20 protein-coding genes are annotated in these 18,423 nt (G+C 46.5%); 12 read left to right on the top strand and 8 right to left on the bottom strand.

Translation table 11 applies throughout. From position 1 onward, the window contains the following. From QMG91_RS27680 to QMG91_RS27670, 3 genes are all read left to right on the top strand, one after another. Complete coding sequence (locus QMG91_RS27680) at window positions 1-903, top strand: LysR family transcriptional regulator (protein WP_281831250.1); 903 nt, start codon at window positions 1-3, stop codon at window positions 901-903. A gap of 109 nt (window positions 904-1,012) precedes the next feature. Next, window positions 1,013-1,789: a class II glutamine amidotransferase gene (locus QMG91_RS27675; protein WP_022608040.1), complete on the top strand. Its 777-nt coding sequence runs from the start codon at window positions 1,013-1,015 to the stop codon at window positions 1,787-1,789. Between the two features lie 76 nt (window positions 1,790-1,865). Further along, window positions 1,866-2,510 (top strand): hypothetical protein, encoded by a 645-nt coding sequence (locus QMG91_RS27670; RefSeq protein ID WP_281831248.1) that lies wholly within the window; start codon window positions 1,866-1,868, stop codon window positions 2,508-2,510. An 86-nt stretch (window positions 2,511-2,596) separates the two neighbouring features. Here the strand turns inward: QMG91_RS27670 and uxuA are convergent, their stop codons facing one another. From uxuA to QMG91_RS27655, 3 genes are all read right to left on the bottom strand, one after another. Next, window positions 2,597-3,781, bottom strand: a complete 1,185-nt coding sequence (gene uxuA / locus QMG91_RS27665; RefSeq protein WP_281831246.1) for a mannonate dehydratase — start codon at window positions 3,779-3,781, stop codon at window positions 2,597-2,599. A gap of 105 nt (window positions 3,782-3,886) precedes the next feature. After that, window positions 3,887-4,678 carry an FCD domain-containing protein gene (locus tag QMG91_RS27660; protein WP_038199745.1) on the bottom strand — a complete coding sequence of 264 codons (792 nt, stop codon included), beginning with the start codon at window positions 4,676-4,678 and terminating at the stop codon, window positions 3,887-3,889. A gap of 98 nt (window positions 4,679-4,776) precedes the next feature. Then, complete coding sequence (locus tag QMG91_RS27655) at window positions 4,777-5,760, bottom strand: TRAP transporter substrate-binding protein (RefSeq protein ID WP_004404195.1); 984 nt, start codon at window positions 5,758-5,760, stop codon at window positions 4,777-4,779. 321 nt (window positions 5,761-6,081) lie between these two features. Between QMG91_RS27655 and QMG91_RS27650 the strand changes: the two genes are divergently transcribed. The 4 genes from QMG91_RS27650 (at window position 6,082) to uxaC (ending at window position 10,871) form a co-directional block, all read left to right on the top strand. Then, window positions 6,082-6,594 carry a TRAP transporter small permease gene (locus QMG91_RS27650; RefSeq protein ID WP_004404196.1) on the top strand — a complete coding sequence of 171 codons (513 nt, stop codon included), beginning with the start codon at window positions 6,082-6,084 and terminating at the stop codon, window positions 6,592-6,594. Window positions 6,595-6,607: 13 nt separating this feature from the next. Then, the gene (locus QMG91_RS27645; RefSeq protein WP_004404200.1) at window positions 6,608-7,909 is read left to right on the top strand and encodes a TRAP transporter large permease; all 1,302 of its coding nucleotides are present in this window, start codon (window positions 6,608-6,610) and stop codon (window positions 7,907-7,909) included. A gap of 67 nt (window positions 7,910-7,976) precedes the next feature. Further along, window positions 7,977-9,446 (top strand): mannitol dehydrogenase family protein, encoded by a 1,470-nt coding sequence (locus QMG91_RS27640; protein WP_281831242.1) that lies wholly within the window; start codon window positions 7,977-7,979, stop codon window positions 9,444-9,446. Between the two features lie 12 nt (window positions 9,447-9,458). Next, window positions 9,459-10,871 (top strand): glucuronate isomerase, encoded by a 1,413-nt coding sequence (uxaC, locus tag QMG91_RS27635; RefSeq protein ID WP_281831240.1) that lies wholly within the window; start codon window positions 9,459-9,461, stop codon window positions 10,869-10,871. 53 nt (window positions 10,872-10,924) lie between these two features. Here the strand turns inward: uxaC and QMG91_RS27630 are convergent, their stop codons facing one another. From QMG91_RS27630 to QMG91_RS27615, 4 genes are all read right to left on the bottom strand, one after another. Next, window positions 10,925-12,220 carry an alpha/beta fold hydrolase gene (locus tag QMG91_RS27630; RefSeq protein ID WP_281831239.1) on the bottom strand — a complete coding sequence of 432 codons (1,296 nt, stop codon included), beginning with the start codon at window positions 12,218-12,220 and terminating at the stop codon, window positions 10,925-10,927. Window positions 12,221-12,309: 89 nt separating this feature from the next. Next, the gene (locus QMG91_RS27625) at window positions 12,310-12,738 is read right to left on the bottom strand and encodes an MAPEG family protein (protein ID WP_281831237.1); all 429 of its coding nucleotides are present in this window, start codon (window positions 12,736-12,738) and stop codon (window positions 12,310-12,312) included. Between the two features lie 204 nt (window positions 12,739-12,942). Beyond that, entirely contained in the window at window positions 12,943-13,254 is a 312-nt protein-coding gene (locus tag QMG91_RS27620; RefSeq protein ID WP_022562134.1) for a hypothetical protein, read from the bottom strand. Continuing rightward, window positions 13,254-13,526 carry a hypothetical protein gene (locus QMG91_RS27615; protein ID WP_281831235.1) on the bottom strand — a complete coding sequence of 91 codons (273 nt, stop codon included), beginning with the start codon at window positions 13,524-13,526 and terminating at the stop codon, window positions 13,254-13,256. The genes QMG91_RS27620 and QMG91_RS27615 overlap by 1 nt, the downstream gene beginning before the upstream one ends. A gap of 266 nt (window positions 13,527-13,792) precedes the next feature. Here QMG91_RS27615 and QMG91_RS27610 point away from each other — a divergent pair, with 266 nt between their 5' ends. From QMG91_RS27610 to aroG, 5 genes are all read left to right on the top strand, one after another. Then, a complete protein-coding gene (locus QMG91_RS27610; RefSeq protein WP_281831234.1) occupies window positions 13,793-14,197 on the top strand; it encodes a DUF1801 domain-containing protein in 405 nt (134 codons plus the stop codon). A gap of 9 nt (window positions 14,198-14,206) precedes the next feature. Continuing rightward, window positions 14,207-14,650, top strand: a complete 444-nt coding sequence (locus QMG91_RS27605; protein WP_022612285.1) for a hypothetical protein — start codon at window positions 14,207-14,209, stop codon at window positions 14,648-14,650. A gap of 136 nt (window positions 14,651-14,786) precedes the next feature. Continuing rightward, window positions 14,787-15,182: a DUF3224 domain-containing protein gene (locus tag QMG91_RS27600; RefSeq protein WP_022562131.1), complete on the top strand. Its 396-nt coding sequence runs from the start codon at window positions 14,787-14,789 to the stop codon at window positions 15,180-15,182. 214 nt (window positions 15,183-15,396) lie between these two features. Continuing rightward, the gene (locus QMG91_RS27595; RefSeq protein ID WP_022562130.1) at window positions 15,397-16,419 is read left to right on the top strand and encodes a GGDEF domain-containing protein; all 1,023 of its coding nucleotides are present in this window, start codon (window positions 15,397-15,399) and stop codon (window positions 16,417-16,419) included. Between the two features lie 243 nt (window positions 16,420-16,662). Continuing rightward, the gene (gene aroG / locus QMG91_RS27590; RefSeq protein ID WP_004404229.1) at window positions 16,663-17,712 is read left to right on the top strand and encodes a 3-deoxy-7-phosphoheptulonate synthase AroG; all 1,050 of its coding nucleotides are present in this window, start codon (window positions 16,663-16,665) and stop codon (window positions 17,710-17,712) included. A 20-nt stretch (window positions 17,713-17,732) separates the two neighbouring features. Here aroG and QMG91_RS27585 read toward each other — a convergent pair whose 3' ends face one another. Then, on the bottom strand, window positions 17,733-18,362 hold the full coding sequence (locus tag QMG91_RS27585; protein ID WP_281831230.1) for a thioredoxin domain-containing protein: 630 nt from the start codon (window positions 18,360-18,362) through the stop codon (window positions 17,733-17,735). Window positions 18,363-18,423 lie beyond the last annotated feature (61 nt).

Genomic DNA, 18,423 nt, shown 5'->3' with positions numbered 1-18,423 from the left:
ATGTTTGATGATATCGCCTTATTTATTCATATTGTGCAGGCTCAGGGGCTCGCAGGAGCGTCTAAGGTACTGAACATTCCCCCTGCTACAGTAACCAGACGGCTAAAGAAACTGGAAGAGAAGTTGGGGTGTCAGCTAATTCATCGCTCGGCACGTCAGTTCCGCCTGACGGCAGAAGGGGAAGTGTATTACCAGTCGTTCTCCGACTTAGTGACAGAATTTGAAGCCAAAACTCGCGGACTAAGCCACGAGATGGAAACCCTTAACGGCTCGCTGACGGTACTGGCTCCGACCAATATATCAATTGGGTTTGCCCAGCCAATGTGGACAGAGTTCATCAGGCAATATCCTGACATTCAGCTCAGCTTAAAGCTTAACAACGAAAACAAAGACATCATTGAAGAACAGGCGGATATTGCGCTTCGAGCAGGTCCTCAAAAAGACTCCCGTTTGTATCAACTCAAAGTCGGTTCTGTTTCTACCTTCTTGGTAGCATCGCCAGATTACTTATCTCAATCTTCTCCTCTTCATGACTTAGAAGATCTGTATCATCATCGCTGTATCACGGTCGCGCATTTGCCCGTGTGGAAATTTCAGAACCGGAGAACGGGCGACAAGGCGACCATCCGCCAGCGAAGTGCTCTGAAAGTCGATGACATCAATATTGCCAGCCAGTTTGCAAGAGACGGTTTAGGGCTGGCTTTATTACCCGCGACGGAAGTTTATGAACAGTTGAAGTCGGGGGAGCTGGTGACCCCGCTGGACGACTGGTTTGGTCCGCAACGGGATCTGTATCTGATTTGGCCAAGTGGTCGGCTACTCGGTGCTAAAGCCCGGGTATTTAAAGAGCACGCGCAGCAATATCTGGAAAATGCCTTAGAAAGGCTAGGGTCTTTTAAGTAATACAAAAGTTAATTTTTGCTCCATTGCGCAGAGACGAAAGATGTCTCTGACTACTATACTGATTCTGAGGAGAATAAATTTATTAACGGAATTCATTTCAGGAGTAAATATGTGCCGATGGCTCGCCTATCAGGGAAAAGAAACGTATCTGTCTGACCTAATTTTCGCGCCGGAATATTCGCTGGTTCAGCAAAGCATGAGTGCCAGAAAATCGGTGACAGCCATCAATGCAGATGGATTCGGAGTGGGATGGTACGGGGTAAAAGACGATCCCGGTCTGTATCGGGAAGTCTTGCCAGCTTGGAGTGACTGCAACTTAAAAAGCTTGTCTGAACACATTGTTTCTCCTCTGTTTTTTGCCCATGTTCGAGCTTCGACGGGCACCCAGACCGCTCGCACTAATTGCCATCCGTTTCGCTATAAAAACTGGTTGTTCATGCACAATGGTCAAATCGGCGGGTACGCGGAACTGCGCTGGCATATAGAACGCCTGATCCCTAAATCTCTTTACGGTTGTCGTTTAGGGCAAACCGACAGTGAACTGCTTTTCCTACTGCTGATTGCCAATGGACTAATGGAAGGCGAAATACAGTCAGCCATCAGAAAAACTCTGGCGTCGATCGAGTCATTAATGAAAGAAGAAGAGGTGGATGAACCGCTTCGAATCAGCGCCAGTTGGTCGGACGGTGATACCATCTGGGCATTTCGTTACGCATCCGACGATCATGCCCCCACCTTGTTTTATAAACACATGGATGATGGCATTGTGGTGGCATCCGAACCTCTGGACAGTGAACGAAAAGCCTGGCACGCCGTAGAGCAATCTTGTCTGATGACGGTAAGCGCACAAAAAGTCGATATTGAAGATCTGAACCCGGCATCTTGAGGTTATTTGGGAGCAGGTCAATAAAGCATGACAATTTTAAGGTACACTGGCAGCCAAATTTCTTGTGAGCTCTACCATGTCAAAAAAGTTACTTCCTATCCCTCTGATTTTACTGATTCCGATCCTTTTGCTGGTTGTAGTGATTGTCGCTGCAGTTTATCGATTTAACATGACGGATGAAGAAATCCATGCCAAGCAGGGGTTCTCTCATAAGAAGGAACAAATAGCAGGCGATGACCCTGTCATGCTTAAGTTGTTTGCACTTCACGATGCGCAGCCTTGGCGAGTGCAGGTACCCAACAGTATTTCTAACGCTCAGCTCAGCCAATTTATCGGTGAAGCACCTTATCAGCAGGTAAAAGGGTTTTACACGGTTGATGGTCAGCGCGGAGAAGTGGTTCTGGACTACATCGGTATCCAGCCTCTGAATTTTGGTGATCCCGAATCGGAAATGGTGTTTGTAGTTCCTTACGCCATCAATAAGCAAGGTGGGAATAGTCTGCATTATTTAGGGCTATTTAGATTGCTCCACAAAGAAAAGAAAGTAGAACATCTCGACTATGTATTTATCGGAGATAATCTCAAAGAACTGAAGGCAGAGGTGGACCATCCATTCGATGTCAGCGAAGCTGTGCTGGCAAAATACATAGCGGGTGACGCGAATTCCGAAGTCATCGAAAAACAAATAAAAGTGAAACCCACTCGCTTCGTGAAAGAGTAGATTTTTAGTTGAAAAAAACCTCCCGGTTGGGAGGTTTTTTCTTTTTCTATTCGGCTAACAATACGTCGATACTTCTGCTTGTATCACTATTCAAAGAATGCCCGTTTCAGACCCATTTCTAAGCCCCTTACTTCTGCCAGTCCTTTTAAACGACCAATGGCAGAATAGCCGGGATTAACCTTCTTTTTGAGATCGTCTAACATCTGATGACCGTGATCCGGGCGCATCGGAATTAAACGGTGATCGCCTTGTTGGGCTCGGCGATATTCTTCTCCCAGAATGGCCTTCACCACGTTGTACATGTCCACGTCACCACCGAGATGTGCTGACTCATGAAACGTTTGTGGGTTACTTTCCTCTCGCTGCGTTGAGCGCAAATGAGTAAAGAAGATTCGGCTACCGTGCTTTTTGATCATCTTCACCAAATCATTATCACCTCGCACACCATAAGATCCGGTACACATGGTCAACCCGTTCATCTTGCTTGGAATTTCATTCACCAGCCAGTCGATGTCCTCCAGAGTGGACACGATTCTTGGTAAACCAAGAATGGGGCGCGGGGGATCATCAGGGTGAATCGCCAGCTTCAAGCCGTGAGTCTCACACACAGGGATCACCTGTGAGAGGAAGTAAGCCAGGTGCTCGCGCAACTTGTCTTTGCTGATTCCCTCATAACGGTCTAACTTAGCCTGCAAGTCAGTAAGTGTGTACCCTTCTTCTGTTCCGGGTAACCCTGCAATGATGTTGTTGGTTAGCTTCTGAATCTCGGCTTCAGTCATTTGATTAAAATAACCGAGTGCCTGCGCCTGTTCATTGCTGGTGTATTCTTCTGCAGCGCCTGAACGCTTGAGGATGTGAAGCTCGAAAGCGGCAAATGCTATCTGGTCGAAGCGCAGAGCTTTTGAACCATCAGGCATTTCATATTCAAGATCGGTCCTTGTCCAGTCTAGTACTGGCATAAAGTTGTAGCAGACGGTGTCGATACCACACTCCACAAGATTGCGTAACGTTTGTTTGTAGTTATCAATCCACAATTGGAAATCTCCGGTCTGAGTTTTGATTTCTTCGTGGACGGGCACGCTTTCAACCACTGACCAGGTAAGACCTTTTCCTTCGATGATCGCTTTACGTTTTAATATCTCCTCTTTGGACCATATTTCTCCATTCGGGATGTGGTGCAGGGCATTCACTATCCCTGTCGCTCCCGCCTGACGAATATCGTCCAGTGACACAGGGTCGTTAGGCCCGTACCACCGCCAAGTTTGTTCCATGGAATTAACCTCTTATGCTCACGTAGCTTTTAATCCTTTTTCTACCTGGTGAAAAAATGCGTTTTACAACGCGATATCGTTTTGATTGGGATCTTGGGCTTCCCCTCAATCTTTCTTTGTGTTCAGTGATATAACCGGATTGGAACTGAACAAGTAGCCATCAAAATCAGGGTCATCAATGTCGGACAGCTCTAACAGGCGATGTTTGACATTTTCAAGGTGTTGCCACATGGCACTTTTGGCAGCAATAGGATCTTTACGCTGTAATGTCGCGAGGATTTTGGCGTGATCGTCTAACCACTCTTGTCGGTAGTCTTGACCTACGATGTGAGAATGAAGTTTCTTCCACATCGGGCTGTTTTCACGTCGTTCCCAAGATTGTTTCAGCATATCCACCAACACAGAGTTTTGAGTGGCTTCTGCTATGCACATATGAAACTTTTCATCACCACTGTGTTCCTTCGCACCAGCTGCCAGCTCCTCTCGTTCCAGTTCGAGAGCTGCTCGCATTTTTACGATGTCATTAGGGGTAACTTGTGTTGCTGCAAACTCGGCAATATTACTTTCCAGCAATTGACGAGCCTGGAGCATTTCGAATGGACCAGCGTCATCGCTGATCGCATTCTCTCGGGAGCTTGGCTGAGATGGAATATCGATAACGTATACACCAGAGCCTTTTTTCACCTCAACCAGATTTTCCAGCTCGAGCATGATGATCGCTTCACGTACAACGGTACGGCTGACGTCGAGACGTTCTGCAATATCGCGTTCAGGTGGTAACCGGTCTCCTACTTTGTAGTGACCTTCGATCAGTTCTTGTCTTAAGACTAAACCAGTTTCTTGATACGGTCTTTTCGGTTCAAAAAGCATCATGATGATATTATCGCTATATTCCAACTCACTTATTTCGCCATCATAACGACCAATGAAAATTGGTCAACCTCTTCGTGCCAGAATGTGGCAACCCTTGTTTTTATGGCTATTAACCCTGTGAATTACTGCACTGCTTTGATTTGCTCAACCAGTTTATGTAATTCAGGATTGTTCTTTTCTATGTCTGTGTACATGGATTGAACGGCTGCAACAAATGGGGCTTTGTCTGGCTCTACAAACGTAACGCCAATCTTATTCGCTTTTGCCAGCTCTTTCGCTTCAGATTCTGCCCATAGCTTCTTCATATATTCAGAAGAGATGGCGGCTGCATCAGCCAGTGCCTTTTGTTGCTCTGGCGTCAGTTTATCCAGACTTTTGGTAGAGATAACCAACACGTCTGGCACCATGGTGTGTTCGTCCAGGCTGTAGTACTTAGCCACTTCACTGTGGCGGCTCAGGCTAAATGACGGGATGTTGTTTTCCGCGGCGTCGACAACACCTTGCTGCAATGCCGTATACAGTTCACCGTATGCAAGAGGTGTTGGGTTACCACCCAGTGCTTTAACCATCGCAATCGCTGACGGGCTTGGCTGCACGCGTACCTTAAGACCTTTTAGATCGGCAGGTGTATTGATTGGTTTGTTGGTGTAGAAGCTGCGTGCACCTGCATCGTAGTAGGTGACACCAACGAAGCCACTATCCGCAGAAGAGTTTAGAATTTCTCGCCCTACCGCGCCGTCGGTGACTTTGTAGTAGTGATTTTTGTCTCGGAATAGATAAGGCATATTGAAGGCTGAGTAAGCGGGAGAGAACGCTTCCAACTCAGCAGCGTTACTCTTCACCATATCCAGAGCCCCATTCTGCATTAGCTCCATTGATTCGCGTTGTGTACCTAACTGCGCATCTGGGTATATACGAATGCGTACTTCCCCATCTGTCATTTCCCGAACTTCTTTCGCCATAAGATCCATTGCTTTATGTACAGCATGGTCACGGGGGTGATTATGGCTTAGTTTCAAAGTGGTCGCAGCGTAAGCAGAGAAAGCTGTACCAAAAGCGACGACAGCACCTGCTGCTGTGCTTAAAAGGATCTTATGTTTCATCATTTTCATACTCCATTGACTGGTTGCCCAATATGTAGGGGGAATCTGTTTTTGGGCAACATTTCCTGTTCCGAAATCATTATTGGTGCTTAAAAAGCGACCTGTCAAAGCAAAATATCACATTGGTTGACCAATATCACAATTGGTAGGGTTTTATTGGTCAACCAATATTTTTGTGAATCGACGCACGTGACAACCGTATTGTCTAAATTATAATCTACTCGGAAAAGGCATTGTCGTTGACTACCCTTGTGTATAAGCAGGTGATAGTTATTGGTACACCAATTTCTGTAGGATACAGTCATTCACTAGAAGGAAAGCAAAATGAATAAATTGGTCAAATGCATCAACAGAGGACTGGGTATCTTTACCATTTCCCTGTCGACTTTCCTCGTCTTTTGCGTTGTCTGGCAAGTACTGTCCCGATACGTAATTGGCAAACCAAGCACCATAACGGATGAACTTGCCCGTTACCTTTTTATGTGGGTCGCACTCATTGGCGCGGCATACACCACAGGTCTTAAACGCCATCTGGCTATCGACTTACTGACGATGAAGCTGCAAGGAAAACGAAAGCTGATTAATGAAATCGTTATTCAGATTGCCATTGCGCTTTTCTCTTACGTGGTCCTGGTGCATGGAGGGCTTCAACTGGCATTGAAAACTCTGGCGACTGGTCAGGTGACGCCAGCGCTTGGTTTAAAAATGGGTTACATCTACTTCTGCCTGCCTATTAGCGGCGTCCTAATGATCTTCTATTCGGTCGTGTTTGCTTCTGATCGCATCAGACAATTGAAGTCTGGCGAAGTACTACTTACTGACAACCAAACGGATTAACAAGGAGGTCTCAATGGAATGGCAAGTAATTCTTACCTTATTTGGTAGCTTCGCAGTTCTTTTGGCGATTGGTGTGCCAATTTCTTTCGCTATCGGTTTATCTTCATTAGCCACCATTTTAATGAGCCTACCGCTAGAACCGGCTATCGCAGTGGTGGCACAACGCATGGCCGCAGGCTTAGATAACTTTGCTCTGTTAGCCATCCCGTTCTTTATCCTGGCGGGAAACATCATGAACCAAGGCGGCATTGCTCTGCGCCTGATAAATTTTGCGAAGGTGTTAGGTGGTCGCCTGCCTGGTTCTCTTGCACACGTAAACGTGATGGCGAACATGATGTTTGGTTCGATTTCAGGTTCAGCGGTGGCTTCGGCCGCAGCAGTGGGCGGTACTATGTCTCCGCTGCAGAAAAAAGATGGCTATGATGAGAACTTCTCGGCAGCAGTCAATATCACCTCGTGTCCTTCGGGCTTGTTAATCCCGCCAAGTAACACCTTAATTGTATTTTCATTAGTGTCAGGCGGTACATCTATCGCCGCTCTGTTTCTGGCCGGTTACATCCCCGGTATTCTGATGGGGCTTAGCATTATGGTGGTGGCGGGTATTATCGCGAAGCGCCGCGGCTACCCTCTTTCGCAGCGACCGTCACTGGCGATAATTTGGGATACGTTCTTAAAAGCCGCTCCTTCTCTGGCACTTATCATGATCATCATGGGCGGGATCATAGGCGGTATTTTCACTGCAACGGAAGCATCCGCTATCGCGGTGGTCTATACATTCATTCTTGCCGTATTGATCTATCGTGAAGTCAGGTGGCGCGATATTCCTGGGATCATACTGGAATCCGCGGTGACGACCTCTATCGTGTTGCTACTGGTTGGTGCTTCGATGGGGATGTCGTGGGCGATGGCAAACGCTGATATTCCTTACATGATTGCAGATGCGCTTCTGGCGATTTCAGATAACCCACTCATGATTCTGCTGATCATCAACATCATCTTACTGATAGTTGGGATCTTCATGGACATGACCCCCGCGATTCTAATTTTTACACCCATCTTTTTACCTATCGCGTTGGATATGGGAATCGATCCGGTTCATTTCGGCATCATGATGACCTTTAACCTGGCCATTGGCATCTGTACGCCACCAGTTGGGAGCGCACTCTTTATCGGTTGTTCTGTAGCAAACATTTCCATCGATAAGATTATCAAGCCGTTGCTTCCTTTCTACGTTGCGTTAGTGGCAGCGCTAATGGCAGTCACCTTTGTTCCTGAGTTAAGCCTGTTTCTACCTAGGCTGATTCTTAACTATTAATTCTTAACGACCAATTTTTAATGAGATAAACACCCGTAGGTTTACCTTCGGTAAAAGGAATACATCAATGAAGACGATTTCCAATTCAACTCTCAAAGAGCACGTTCAGGTGCCAGATTATGACCGCTCTGCTCTCAAAAGCCGTATCGTTCATATTGGTTTCGGTGCGTTTCATCGAGCGCATCAGGCACTTTATACCGACGAAATGCTCAGTAAATCGGGTTCGGATTGGGGCATTTGTGCCGTTAAGCTCTTTAGCGGCGCAGAGTTTACGCAAGCGTTACGCGAGCAGGACCACCTATTCACCGTACAGGAAAAAGGAGCACAGACGACAGAAGTGAAAGTCATTAAGTCTGTGACGGAATCTCTTCACCCCAAGCTGGATGGTATTCAGGCGGTGATAGACAAAATGTGTGAGCCCCAAGTGGCGATCGTTTCATTGACCATTACAGAGAAGGGGTATTGTGTGGACCCGGCGACGGGCACTCTGGACAGAAACAACCCTGCGGTGTTAGAAGATCTCGCCAGCCCCTCAACTCCCAAATCGGCGATTGGCTACATTGTTCAGGCATTGAGTATCCGACGCGAAAAAGGGCTGGGACCGTTTACTGTGTTGTCTTGCGACAACATGCAGGAAAATGGGCGGGTCGCTAAGGCGGCAATTCTTGAATTTGCCCGGTTACTCGATCCGGAGCTGAGCGACTGGATTCGAGAGAATGTCTCGTTCCCCTGTACCATGGTCGATCGGATAGTTCCTGCTGCGACAGAAGATACTCTGGCAGAAATAACCGAACAATTGGGTTGCAATGACCCCTGTGCCATTGCCTGTGAACCTTTCCGGCAGTGGGTGATTGAAGATGATTTCGTGGCTGGAAGACCAGACTGGGATCTGGCTGGCGCAGAGTTTGTTGAAGATGTATTGCCTTACGAAGAGATGAAACTGCGTATGCTCAACGGCAGCCATTCGTTTCTGGCGTATTTGGGGTATCTGTCCGGTTATAAGTACATCTCGGATGCGATAGCAGATTCAAATTTCCGGCAGGTGGTGTTCGAGTTAATGATGCTCGCGCAGTCTCCTTCACTGAACATGCCGGAAGGCACAGATATAGAGGGTTACGCTAATCGTCTGATTGAGCGTTTTTCCAATCCAAACCTCAAACACCAGACCTGGCAAATCGCGATGGATGGAAGCCAGAAAATTCCGCAGCGCTGGGGTGGCAGTTTGCAGTTTCATTTAAATCAAGGATCAAACTTCTCTTGGCTGGCAACCGCGATTGCGGGCTGGATGCGATATGTGTCTGGTGTGGATGAGCAGGGACGTTTCATAGATGTGAAGGACCCGATGGCAGAAACCCTCAGGCAGATCTGTGATCATCACGGTCTGAATCCGTCAGTGGTGCCTGCTCTGCTCGACATCGACACGATTTTCTCTCCTGACATTGGGAAAAATCCGAAGCTGATTGATGCAGTCAGTTCTTCCTATCAATCTTTGCTGGATAACGGTGCTCGTATGACGGTTCAGGCATTGGTGAGATAAAAGGAAGCCAATATGAAAAATTTTCTATGTGAAGACTTTTTACTTTCGAATGAAACGGCGCGTCGGTTGTATCATGACTACGCTTCTCATCAGCCTATCTACGATTATCACTGCCACCTAAACCCAGCGGATATTGCCGAAAACCGGCAGTTTGGCAATCTTTCCCAAATTTGGCTGGAAGGTGACCATTATAAATGGCGTGCCATGCGCACTGGGGGGATTGAAGAGCATTTTATTACGGGTAAAGCCAGTGATTACGACAAGTATCTGGCGTGGGCAAAAACCGTTCCTAAGACGCTGGGCAACCCTTTGTATCACTGGACACACATAGAATTGCGCCGTCCATTTGGGATAACTGATGTGCTGCTTAGTCCAGAAACTGCGGATGAGATCTGGCAACAGGGCAATTCGCTGTTAAGCGCGCCAGAATTTTCGGCTCGGGGCATTATGAAGCAAATGAAGGTAGAAATGGTGGGGACGACAGACGACCCTGTCGATTCTTTGGAGCACCATTTGGCGATTGCTAAGGACGACACATTCGATATTAAGGTGTTACCAAGCTGGCGACCAGACAGGGCGTTTAAGCTAGAACAGGAAGGATTTTCTGATTATCTGCAAGCGCTGGGAGAAGCATCCGATATTGAAATTCACCGTTTTGATAACTTGCTGAAAGCACTTGATACACGTCTGGCACACTTTGACCAGCACGGTTGCCGAGCTGCGGATCATGGCATTGAATTGGTTCGGTTTGCGGATATTCCGTCGGAGTCCGACTTGGATGCGTTGCTGGCTCGTCGTCTGAATGGCGATATCCCCACCGAGTTAGAGAGTGCTCAGTTTTCTACCGCGGTTCAGGTCTGGCTTGGCAAACGCTATGCCGAGTTAGGTTGGGTAATGCAGATGCACATTGGGGCTCAGCGAAACAATAATACCCGAATGTTTCATTTACTGGGAGCAGATGCAGGGTTTGACTCCATTGGAGACCGTCCGTACGCATTTGAATTGGCTCGCCTGTTGGATGAAATGGATAAATCTGACCAGCTTCCCCGAACTATCCTTTATTGCCTGAACCCACGAGACAATGAAATGGTGGCGACCATGATTGGCAATTTTCAAGGAGGAGGCATCGCGGGAAAAGTGCAATTTGGATCGGGCTGGTGGTTCAACGACCAGAAAGACGGTATGCAGCGCCAGCTTGAACAGCTTTCTCAACTCGGGTTGCTCAGTCAGTTTGTGGGTATGCTGACCGATTCACGCAGCTTTCTGTCTTACACTCGTCATGAATATTTCCGACGCATTCTGTGCGATATGATAGGGCGCTGGGCAGAAAACGGTGAAGTACCAAACGATACTTCACTGCTAGGTGCTATGGTCGAGGATATCTGTTTTGGCAACGCAAAACGCTTTTTTGAGTGTCGTGAATAGGGTCTACAAACCCCATACACTCCGACGTTTTGCATTCCAAAGCAGGGGCTATCTTAGCGTTTTGGTAAATTAGCGATCGCGCCTGTCATCTCAAGGAGTTTGTCCAGAATGCGCTCACCGTCGACACCGATACCGTTATGCTCGTATTCGTTGGTGATCCACGCTTTGCTGTTTGGAATACCAGCCAGAGTTTCCCGGCTGTAGTCCATTTCAACGTACATGTCGTCAGCGTATACAGCGCATGCTACTGGAACTGTATTGCTTGCCAGTTTTTCTACGTCATACAGGCTGCCCCAGTCGGCTTTCTCTGCCAACAAATCTGCCGCTTGTTTAAGCGGCTGCAAACCCTTGAACTGGTCGAACATCCACGGATAAACCATTTCTCCTGTAAACAGGAAAGGTTGACCAGGTTGGTAATGAAACTCCGGGTATTCATCACGAACTCGATGTGCCGACCAAGAAGAAGCCTCACCCTGGTTATATATCGATTCATGCAAGAGAGCGTAAATCGGGTTGGTGTGGAAGATTTGCTCCTGAAGCATGGCATTCAAGAAACCAAAGCTTAGGGTTTCCTTGCCATCCACGGTGACAAAAGCATTTTCCAGTAAGTAGTACATAGGTACGTTAGCACCACTTCGCCCTAGATTCGCACCGATTAACTGGAATTGTTCCACCGTAAACGGCTGACCATTCGGCAGGATGACTTCGTTATCCAAAATGAAATCGGCAATCTTCTGGCATTGCGCTTGTGCAGAAGGGAGCTGAGCAAAAAACGCATTGTTTTTATCGGTTACTCGCTTGTAGGTTGCGCGGTACACGTCGTCTGCATGGCGAACCAAAGACGGAACGCCACCGGTAATAAGCGAGCGTTCCAGTTTTTCAGGGAACATCGATAAGTAAGTTAAAGAGCAGAACCCGCCAAAGCTTTGCCCGAGGATACTCCATTTCCCGACACCAAGCTTTTCCCTGATGGCTTCAGCATCACGAACGATGTTGTCTGCACGAAAGTGGCTTAAGTATTCGGCTTGCTTCTGTGGGTTTTTTCCTTGCAGCGTTTGGAAAGTGATGACACTGCTGTTGCCTGTGCCACGCTGATCAAGCAGTAAAATACGGAACTGTTTCAGGGCACGTTTCACCCAGCCAGAAGCACCATCGACACGAGGAGAGGGGAACCCTGGACCGCCTTGAAAGTAAACCAGCCATGGTAAAGACGCTTCATCGGCATTGATGTCGACCAGCTCTCTGGCAAAAACGGAAATGGTGTCGCCATTCGGGTTTTGGTAGTTCAATGGCAATTCAAAGGTGTGAGGACGAAATCGCACTTGTCCTTCAATAAATTCTGATCGCACTTTCTTCTCCTTCCATATGAAAGCGACTCTCCACCCCAAGATGAGTAACATCTTGAGGCTATTGGTGCGTAAAGTATCAGAATTTGGCGTTAGAACCCATTAATTCCTAATGCGATAAACAATCCAAGATTGGCAATAAAACCAATGATATAGAAATAGCTGCGTGGGCTAGGGTTACGTTCTGTTGCAATTACGTAGTACAGCGCCATGTGAATCAAACGTGCAATGGCATAAATCCAGACAAAGATGGCCAGTGTGGTAGGAGACATGCCTGCAAAAATGCCAAGTATGGCTGGGACAACAAACACCACTACATTGTCGAGTGAGTTTTGATGCGTTCGGTGACTGCGGAATACGAAGGATTCGTGACTGAGTTTGCTGTCGACGATACCCGGAACATAGTGGTTCTGTTTGCGGTGGGCAACAGAGGCAATGATCGCCTGAACCAGAACGGTGAACAAGATCAGCCATAACCCCCAAAGGGATAACGAGTATTGAGAGAATAATTCAGCAAACATACAAACCTCTGTGGTATTAAAATTAAGTTGTGCGCAATATTAATTGCGCGCAACTTAAATGTAAATAGATTGCGCGCAATTTAATTGGTTTTTGAGTTGCTACATGAGCTGACCCTAGCTACGAGTTTCGCAGCGTATTGGTTCAGTATATTAGGGGCAAAAAAAGCCGCTACAGGAGCGGCCAGAGAGAAGTAGAGAGTGGTGTTACTTGCAAAGTTTCTTTGTCATGACTTGCATGTAGATTTCTTTGTCTTCGTTGTTGTTTGCTACTTCAATCGCGTCGTTAATTTGGTCATTGGTGAAACCTTGAGCCTGACCAACGCGGAACACGGTTGATGGTCTGTTTTCGTAAACGTGTAGGTACATTTCATCCAGCGCAGTTTCGCATTTGTTTTCTTCTGCGAATGGAATGCCTGCGATGCTGTCCATCGTAGGAATAATGGAATCATTTGGATCGGTTGAAACACAGCCAGTTGCGGTCATTGCAAGAAGCACTGCGGAAAAGAACTTTTTCATTACTCGATATCCTCAAAATAATATTTGTTGTCTTTTTCTGTGCCGCGTTCCTTTAGCACCAGAATGTTTTTGGAAAACGAAAACACCAGTTTGCGAGCAGGGTATTCGTAGACGTGTGACACCAAGTCTTCCTTATGATGAATGATGGTTTGCGCCATACCTAACAGTGCTTGCAGCTCCTGAGGGCTAGACTGACCTGTCACCAGTTCCTGAAGAAGAGTTTCAGAACGTTGAAGATCTGTACGTGTCTTGTTTGAAGCGTTGGATAGCATTGCGGTTATGGTTACCTTGTCTGTTCATTCCAGCATCCTGATTGGATGGCTTGGGTCATTTGCGGGGTGAATGCTAGCACGCAGAAAATGTGAGCTGTGTAAGGGTTTGTAAGCAGAAAATGGTAAAAGCACTTAACGCGATCTTAAGGTTATGTTTGCAAAACTGATTTGATACTCAATTGTGTTGCCAGCTCCTGACAAAAACTGGCAACTTTTTAGCATAGCCTAGGCGTAACTTGAGAATGGAAGCTAAGAGGAATTGATTCATGGATGAACAAATACAAGGTGTGTTTGACCAGTTTCCAAAGTCTGTAAAAGAACATTTGCTTCAGGTTCGAACTCTGATTTTTAGCGTGGCAGAAGGACATCAGCTTGGCAGTGTGGAAGAAACATTAAAGTGGGGGCAGCCCAGCTACATGGTCAAAACTGGCAGTACTGTTCGCCTTGGTTTTGATGCAAATGACCCACAAACCTATTGCGTCTATTTTCATTGCCAGACAACACTAGTGGAAACATTCAGAGAGCTGTACGGAGATGAAATGGAGTATCAGGGAAATCGTGCGATTGTCTTTCGTATTGATAAACCACTCGCAGAACCTCAGCTCAGACATTGCCTCTATCTCGCTCTAAATTACCATAAACTCAAACACCTACCACTACTGGGAGCTTAAACCAACCCTATGAATACTGTACTCATTTCTGCCGCCTTCATGAGCTTTACGGCTGCTTTTCTGCATGGTTGCATTGTGTTGGGTGGTCCTGACTGGTATCGGTTTTTTGGTGCCGGTGAAGCCATGGCGCAAATGGCAGAAGAAGGACGTTGGTATCCGCTTCTGGTTACCGCAGCGATAGGGACAGTGTTGGCGATTTGGGGAGTATTTGCGCTTTCTGGCGCGGGTCTGGTGTTCCCACTTCCATGGACAAAATGGGTGCTTCTGGGTATCACCTTAGTGTATTTGGCTCGTGGAGTACTGGGTATTGTCGCGGTGAACTTCATCGACCATCCGTATCTTATTGAGCTTCGGGCACAACAAACATTCATGTGGGTAAGTTCGGTGATTTGCACTGTTATAGGTATCACCCATGCCGTCGGGCTTTATCAGGTATGGTCAAAACTAAATTAGTGGGCAGCTTGAAGAAGGAGTTGTCCCATTTTTGAGAATGTGTGTCTTTTTTAGGTATTTCTTATAGATGCACTCGCCAGTGAAATCAGGCAGGGATAAATTGGAATCGTTATATCGATGTGACACGGAGAGTCATATGAAGTCATTTTCGGGTGAATTTACCATAACCGCATGGGATGAGAGCACCTATGTAGAACGAGAAGGCGGGTTTAAACAATCGTTGGCGACCGTCACGCAAAATTATCGCGGTGGCATTGAAGGGGCGGGTGAAATCCAGTATCTCATGTGCCATCAAGCGGCAGACCATGCCGTTTTTGTTGGCTACGAGATCATTACAGCGACCATAGATGGCAAAGCTGGCTGCATGGTAGTTCAGCACAATGGTAAATTCGAGAAAGGCGTGGCGAGCAGCCAGATGGTAGTGGTTCGCGATTCCGGTACTGGAGAGCTGCAAGGAGTAGAAGGCAGCGGGCATTTTCATGCTGAAGAGTCTGGAAGAGCGCTGTATCAGTTCACGTTAAAGTTTACGTAAGCAACAGAATATATCTTCTTTTTCCTGCTGAGTTGATAGTCGATTTAAGCTTCGTTTCTACAAAGCTTCGCTGCTTATCGCATGTTTTTCACTTCTTTTTCTTGTGTTTATTGTCAAAATCGTTTGAGGTTGCTTATTGGATGATCAATGAATCGATCCTATACTGGATCAGGATGATCGACCATAAGAAGAACGACACATATAGTGATCAAGCATGAGTAAAGATGATATCCAAAAGGCATCAGAAAACCTGCGAAAAGCGGTTCCTCTGATGATCAAAAACCAGGTACCAACGACACCAACCAACTACGCCCTTTGGTATACGTACGTTGACAACAGCTTGCCGGAACTCAATAAAGAAATGGACAAAGTGGTTTCTGACTGTGGGTTGTGCCCGCCAGCGACTGGAGAAGCGCTGTACAGAAACTATGTGGCCAGCAAACAGGAAACTGACGTTCAGCAACTCCGTACCAGCTTAGAAAAGCTGATAACGGAAGTGTCCCACTCTATGAACGACACTCTGGCGAATACCAGCACATTTCAACAGCAAATGGACAAAAGCTTCGACAGCCTTTCGCGTGTTGAAGATGAAGGTTTGTCTTTTGAAGAAGTGATGGGATTGGTGAGAAACCTGATTACAGAATCCAAAGATATTCGTACTACCACCCAGTTCCTGAATAGCCAGCTGAATGTCGCCAGCCAGGAAATCGAAGAGTTGAAATCTCAACTGGCGGAATTCCAGAAAGATGCCTTGTACGATGGCTTAACCAACCTTTTGAATCGTCGAGCATTTGATAAAGATTTAGCAACGTTTTGTCGCAATGAAAGCGCATTTAGCTTGATTATTCTGGACATAGACCACTTTAAATCGTTTAACGACCAGTACGGGCATATTTTCGGGGATGCCGTCATCCGTTCTATTGCCAAGCGACTAAGTGGTGCCTGCCGCGAGGGAATTACAGCATATCGCTATGGTGGTGAAGAATTTGCAATGATAGTGCCAGACAAGCAATTGCGCTTAGCGATCCGTTTTGCTGAATCTGTACGCACCGGTTTTGAAAAAATCAGCGTAAAAGACAAACGTAGCGGTAAGCAAGTCGACAGTATTACGTCTTCGTTTGGCGTGGCAGAATATCAGCCAGGTGAATCACCTGATGGTTTAATTGAACGCGCTGACACCCAGCTTTACGAAGCCAAGCGGCTGGGTCGAAACCGAGTTATGCCCATTCCAAAATAGTAAAATTAAATGTACTCACGTAAACACCCGCATACATGCGGGTGTTTTTGTTTTGGTTCAGTCTATTCATTCTAAAGCTTAAACATATCAAAAGTATGTCACTCAGATATTGAAAAGAAGAAAGTGATAAAAAATCTCGCTTGAGTGAAATTAATCGTTGAAGTTCGTATTTTTAACAGATAAGTTAAAGCTTAACCACTGCACCGTTCAGCAGTGCAAATAAGAAAAACAGGAAGATGTAGTATGTACCAAACCGACGACGTTCGAATTAATAAAGTCAAAGAACTGCTGCCCCCCGTAGCGGTGTTAGAAAAGTATCCGACCACAGAAGTTGCATCTTCAACCACTTTTGAAGCGCGCCAGGCGATTCACAACATTTTAGAAGATAAAGATGACAGACTTTTGGTGATCATTGGTCCTTGTTCTATCCACGATACAGAAGCAGCAATTGAGTATGGTCAGCGCCTGAAAGGGTTGCGTGAAGAGCTGAAAGACCGTCTTGAAATTGTAATGCGTGTTTACTTCGAAAAACCGCGTACAACCGTTGGCTGGAAAGGTCTGATTAACGACCCATACCTGAACGACACCTTTAAACTGAACGATGGTCTTCGCATGGGGCGCAAGCTTCTGCTTGATCTGACAGACATGGGCATGCCAACTGCGAGCGAATTTCTGGATATGATTACGCCACAGTACGTTGCCGACTTAATCAGTTGGGGTGCTATTGGAGCGCGTACCACAGAATCACAGGTTCACCGTGAGCTTTCTTCAGGGTTGTCGTGCCCGGTCGGATTCAAAAACGGTACGGATGGCAACATCAAGATTGCTTCTGATGCGATTCGCAGTGCTAGCTCCTCGCACCATTTTCTATCCGTAACCAAGTACGGTCACTCGGCAATTGTAGAAACTGCGGGCAACCCAGATTGCCACATCATTTTGCGTGGCGGTAAAGAGCCAAACTACAGCGCTGAGCATGTCGCTCGAATTAAAGAAGAGCTTTCTGCTTCTGGTCTTCCACAAAAAGTGATGATCGATTTCAGCCACGCGAACAGCTCTAAGCAATACCAGCGCCAAATGAACGTTGCTGATGATGTGTGTGAACAGATCTCTGGCGGTGAGCAGGCAATCTTTGGTGTGATGATTGAATCGCACTTGGTTGAAGGTCGTCAGGATCTGGTGGATGGCAAAGCCGCCACTTACGGTCAGTCGATTACCGATGCCTGTATCGGCTGGGAAGATACAGAGAAAGTCCTTCGCCAGCTTGCAGATGCAGTAGAAGCCCGCCGTAAGTAAAAACTCAAAGGAGACCAGCGTTAAGCTGGTCTTCTTATATGCTTACCTACAACCTTTTGAATCAACACCTTATATTCCTCAAACGACGTTACCCGCTTTGGTGTAACGTGATAAGTGTTCCCCACAATAACGGTTGGAACTGCTTTTACCTCTAATCGTTCAGCATCCAAAAGATAGCCCGCCAGTTTATTTTCCGTTTCCTTAGCTTCAAAATGTGTTTTAAACAGACTTGGTTTTATGTTCAATGATTTGGCGAAAAACTGTGTCATGGTTTTTACACATTTCGGTGCCTGTAGATTTTTGAGCGCTTCAAACATTTCTCGTGTGTATTGAAATTCGACACCGTTCTGCTGCGCAACTGCGAAGCTTTTGGCGTAAAGCAGATCCAACTCATCGTGAAGGCTAAAAATAGGGATTTTGGTTAAACATACCTGGTCGGGTAGGTGTTGTGAAACCTGATAATAGACGGAGTCAAAGGCTGCGCAGTGACCGCAACGAAAACTGAAATACACTTTAACGGTATCATCGACCATGATTTGCTGTGGAACTACATCATAATCTAACCCCTCTTTAAGTTCATACGCAGCAACAGTGTTTGCTCCGCACAGGATGAGCAGCGTAAGTAAAAGCGATTTCATTCTATTGTTCATACTCGATATCCACATCATAAAACAGATGAAGCGAGTATATTTTTTATTTTGGTTTTATGTC

This window comes from Vibrio nigripulchritudo (assembly GCF_027924785.1).
Classification (GTDB): domain Bacteria; phylum Pseudomonadota; class Gammaproteobacteria; order Enterobacterales; family Vibrionaceae; genus Vibrio; species Vibrio nigripulchritudo.
The sequence above is the reverse complement of the archived record's forward strand: the minus strand, read 5'-3'. Positions and strand labels throughout refer to the sequence as shown.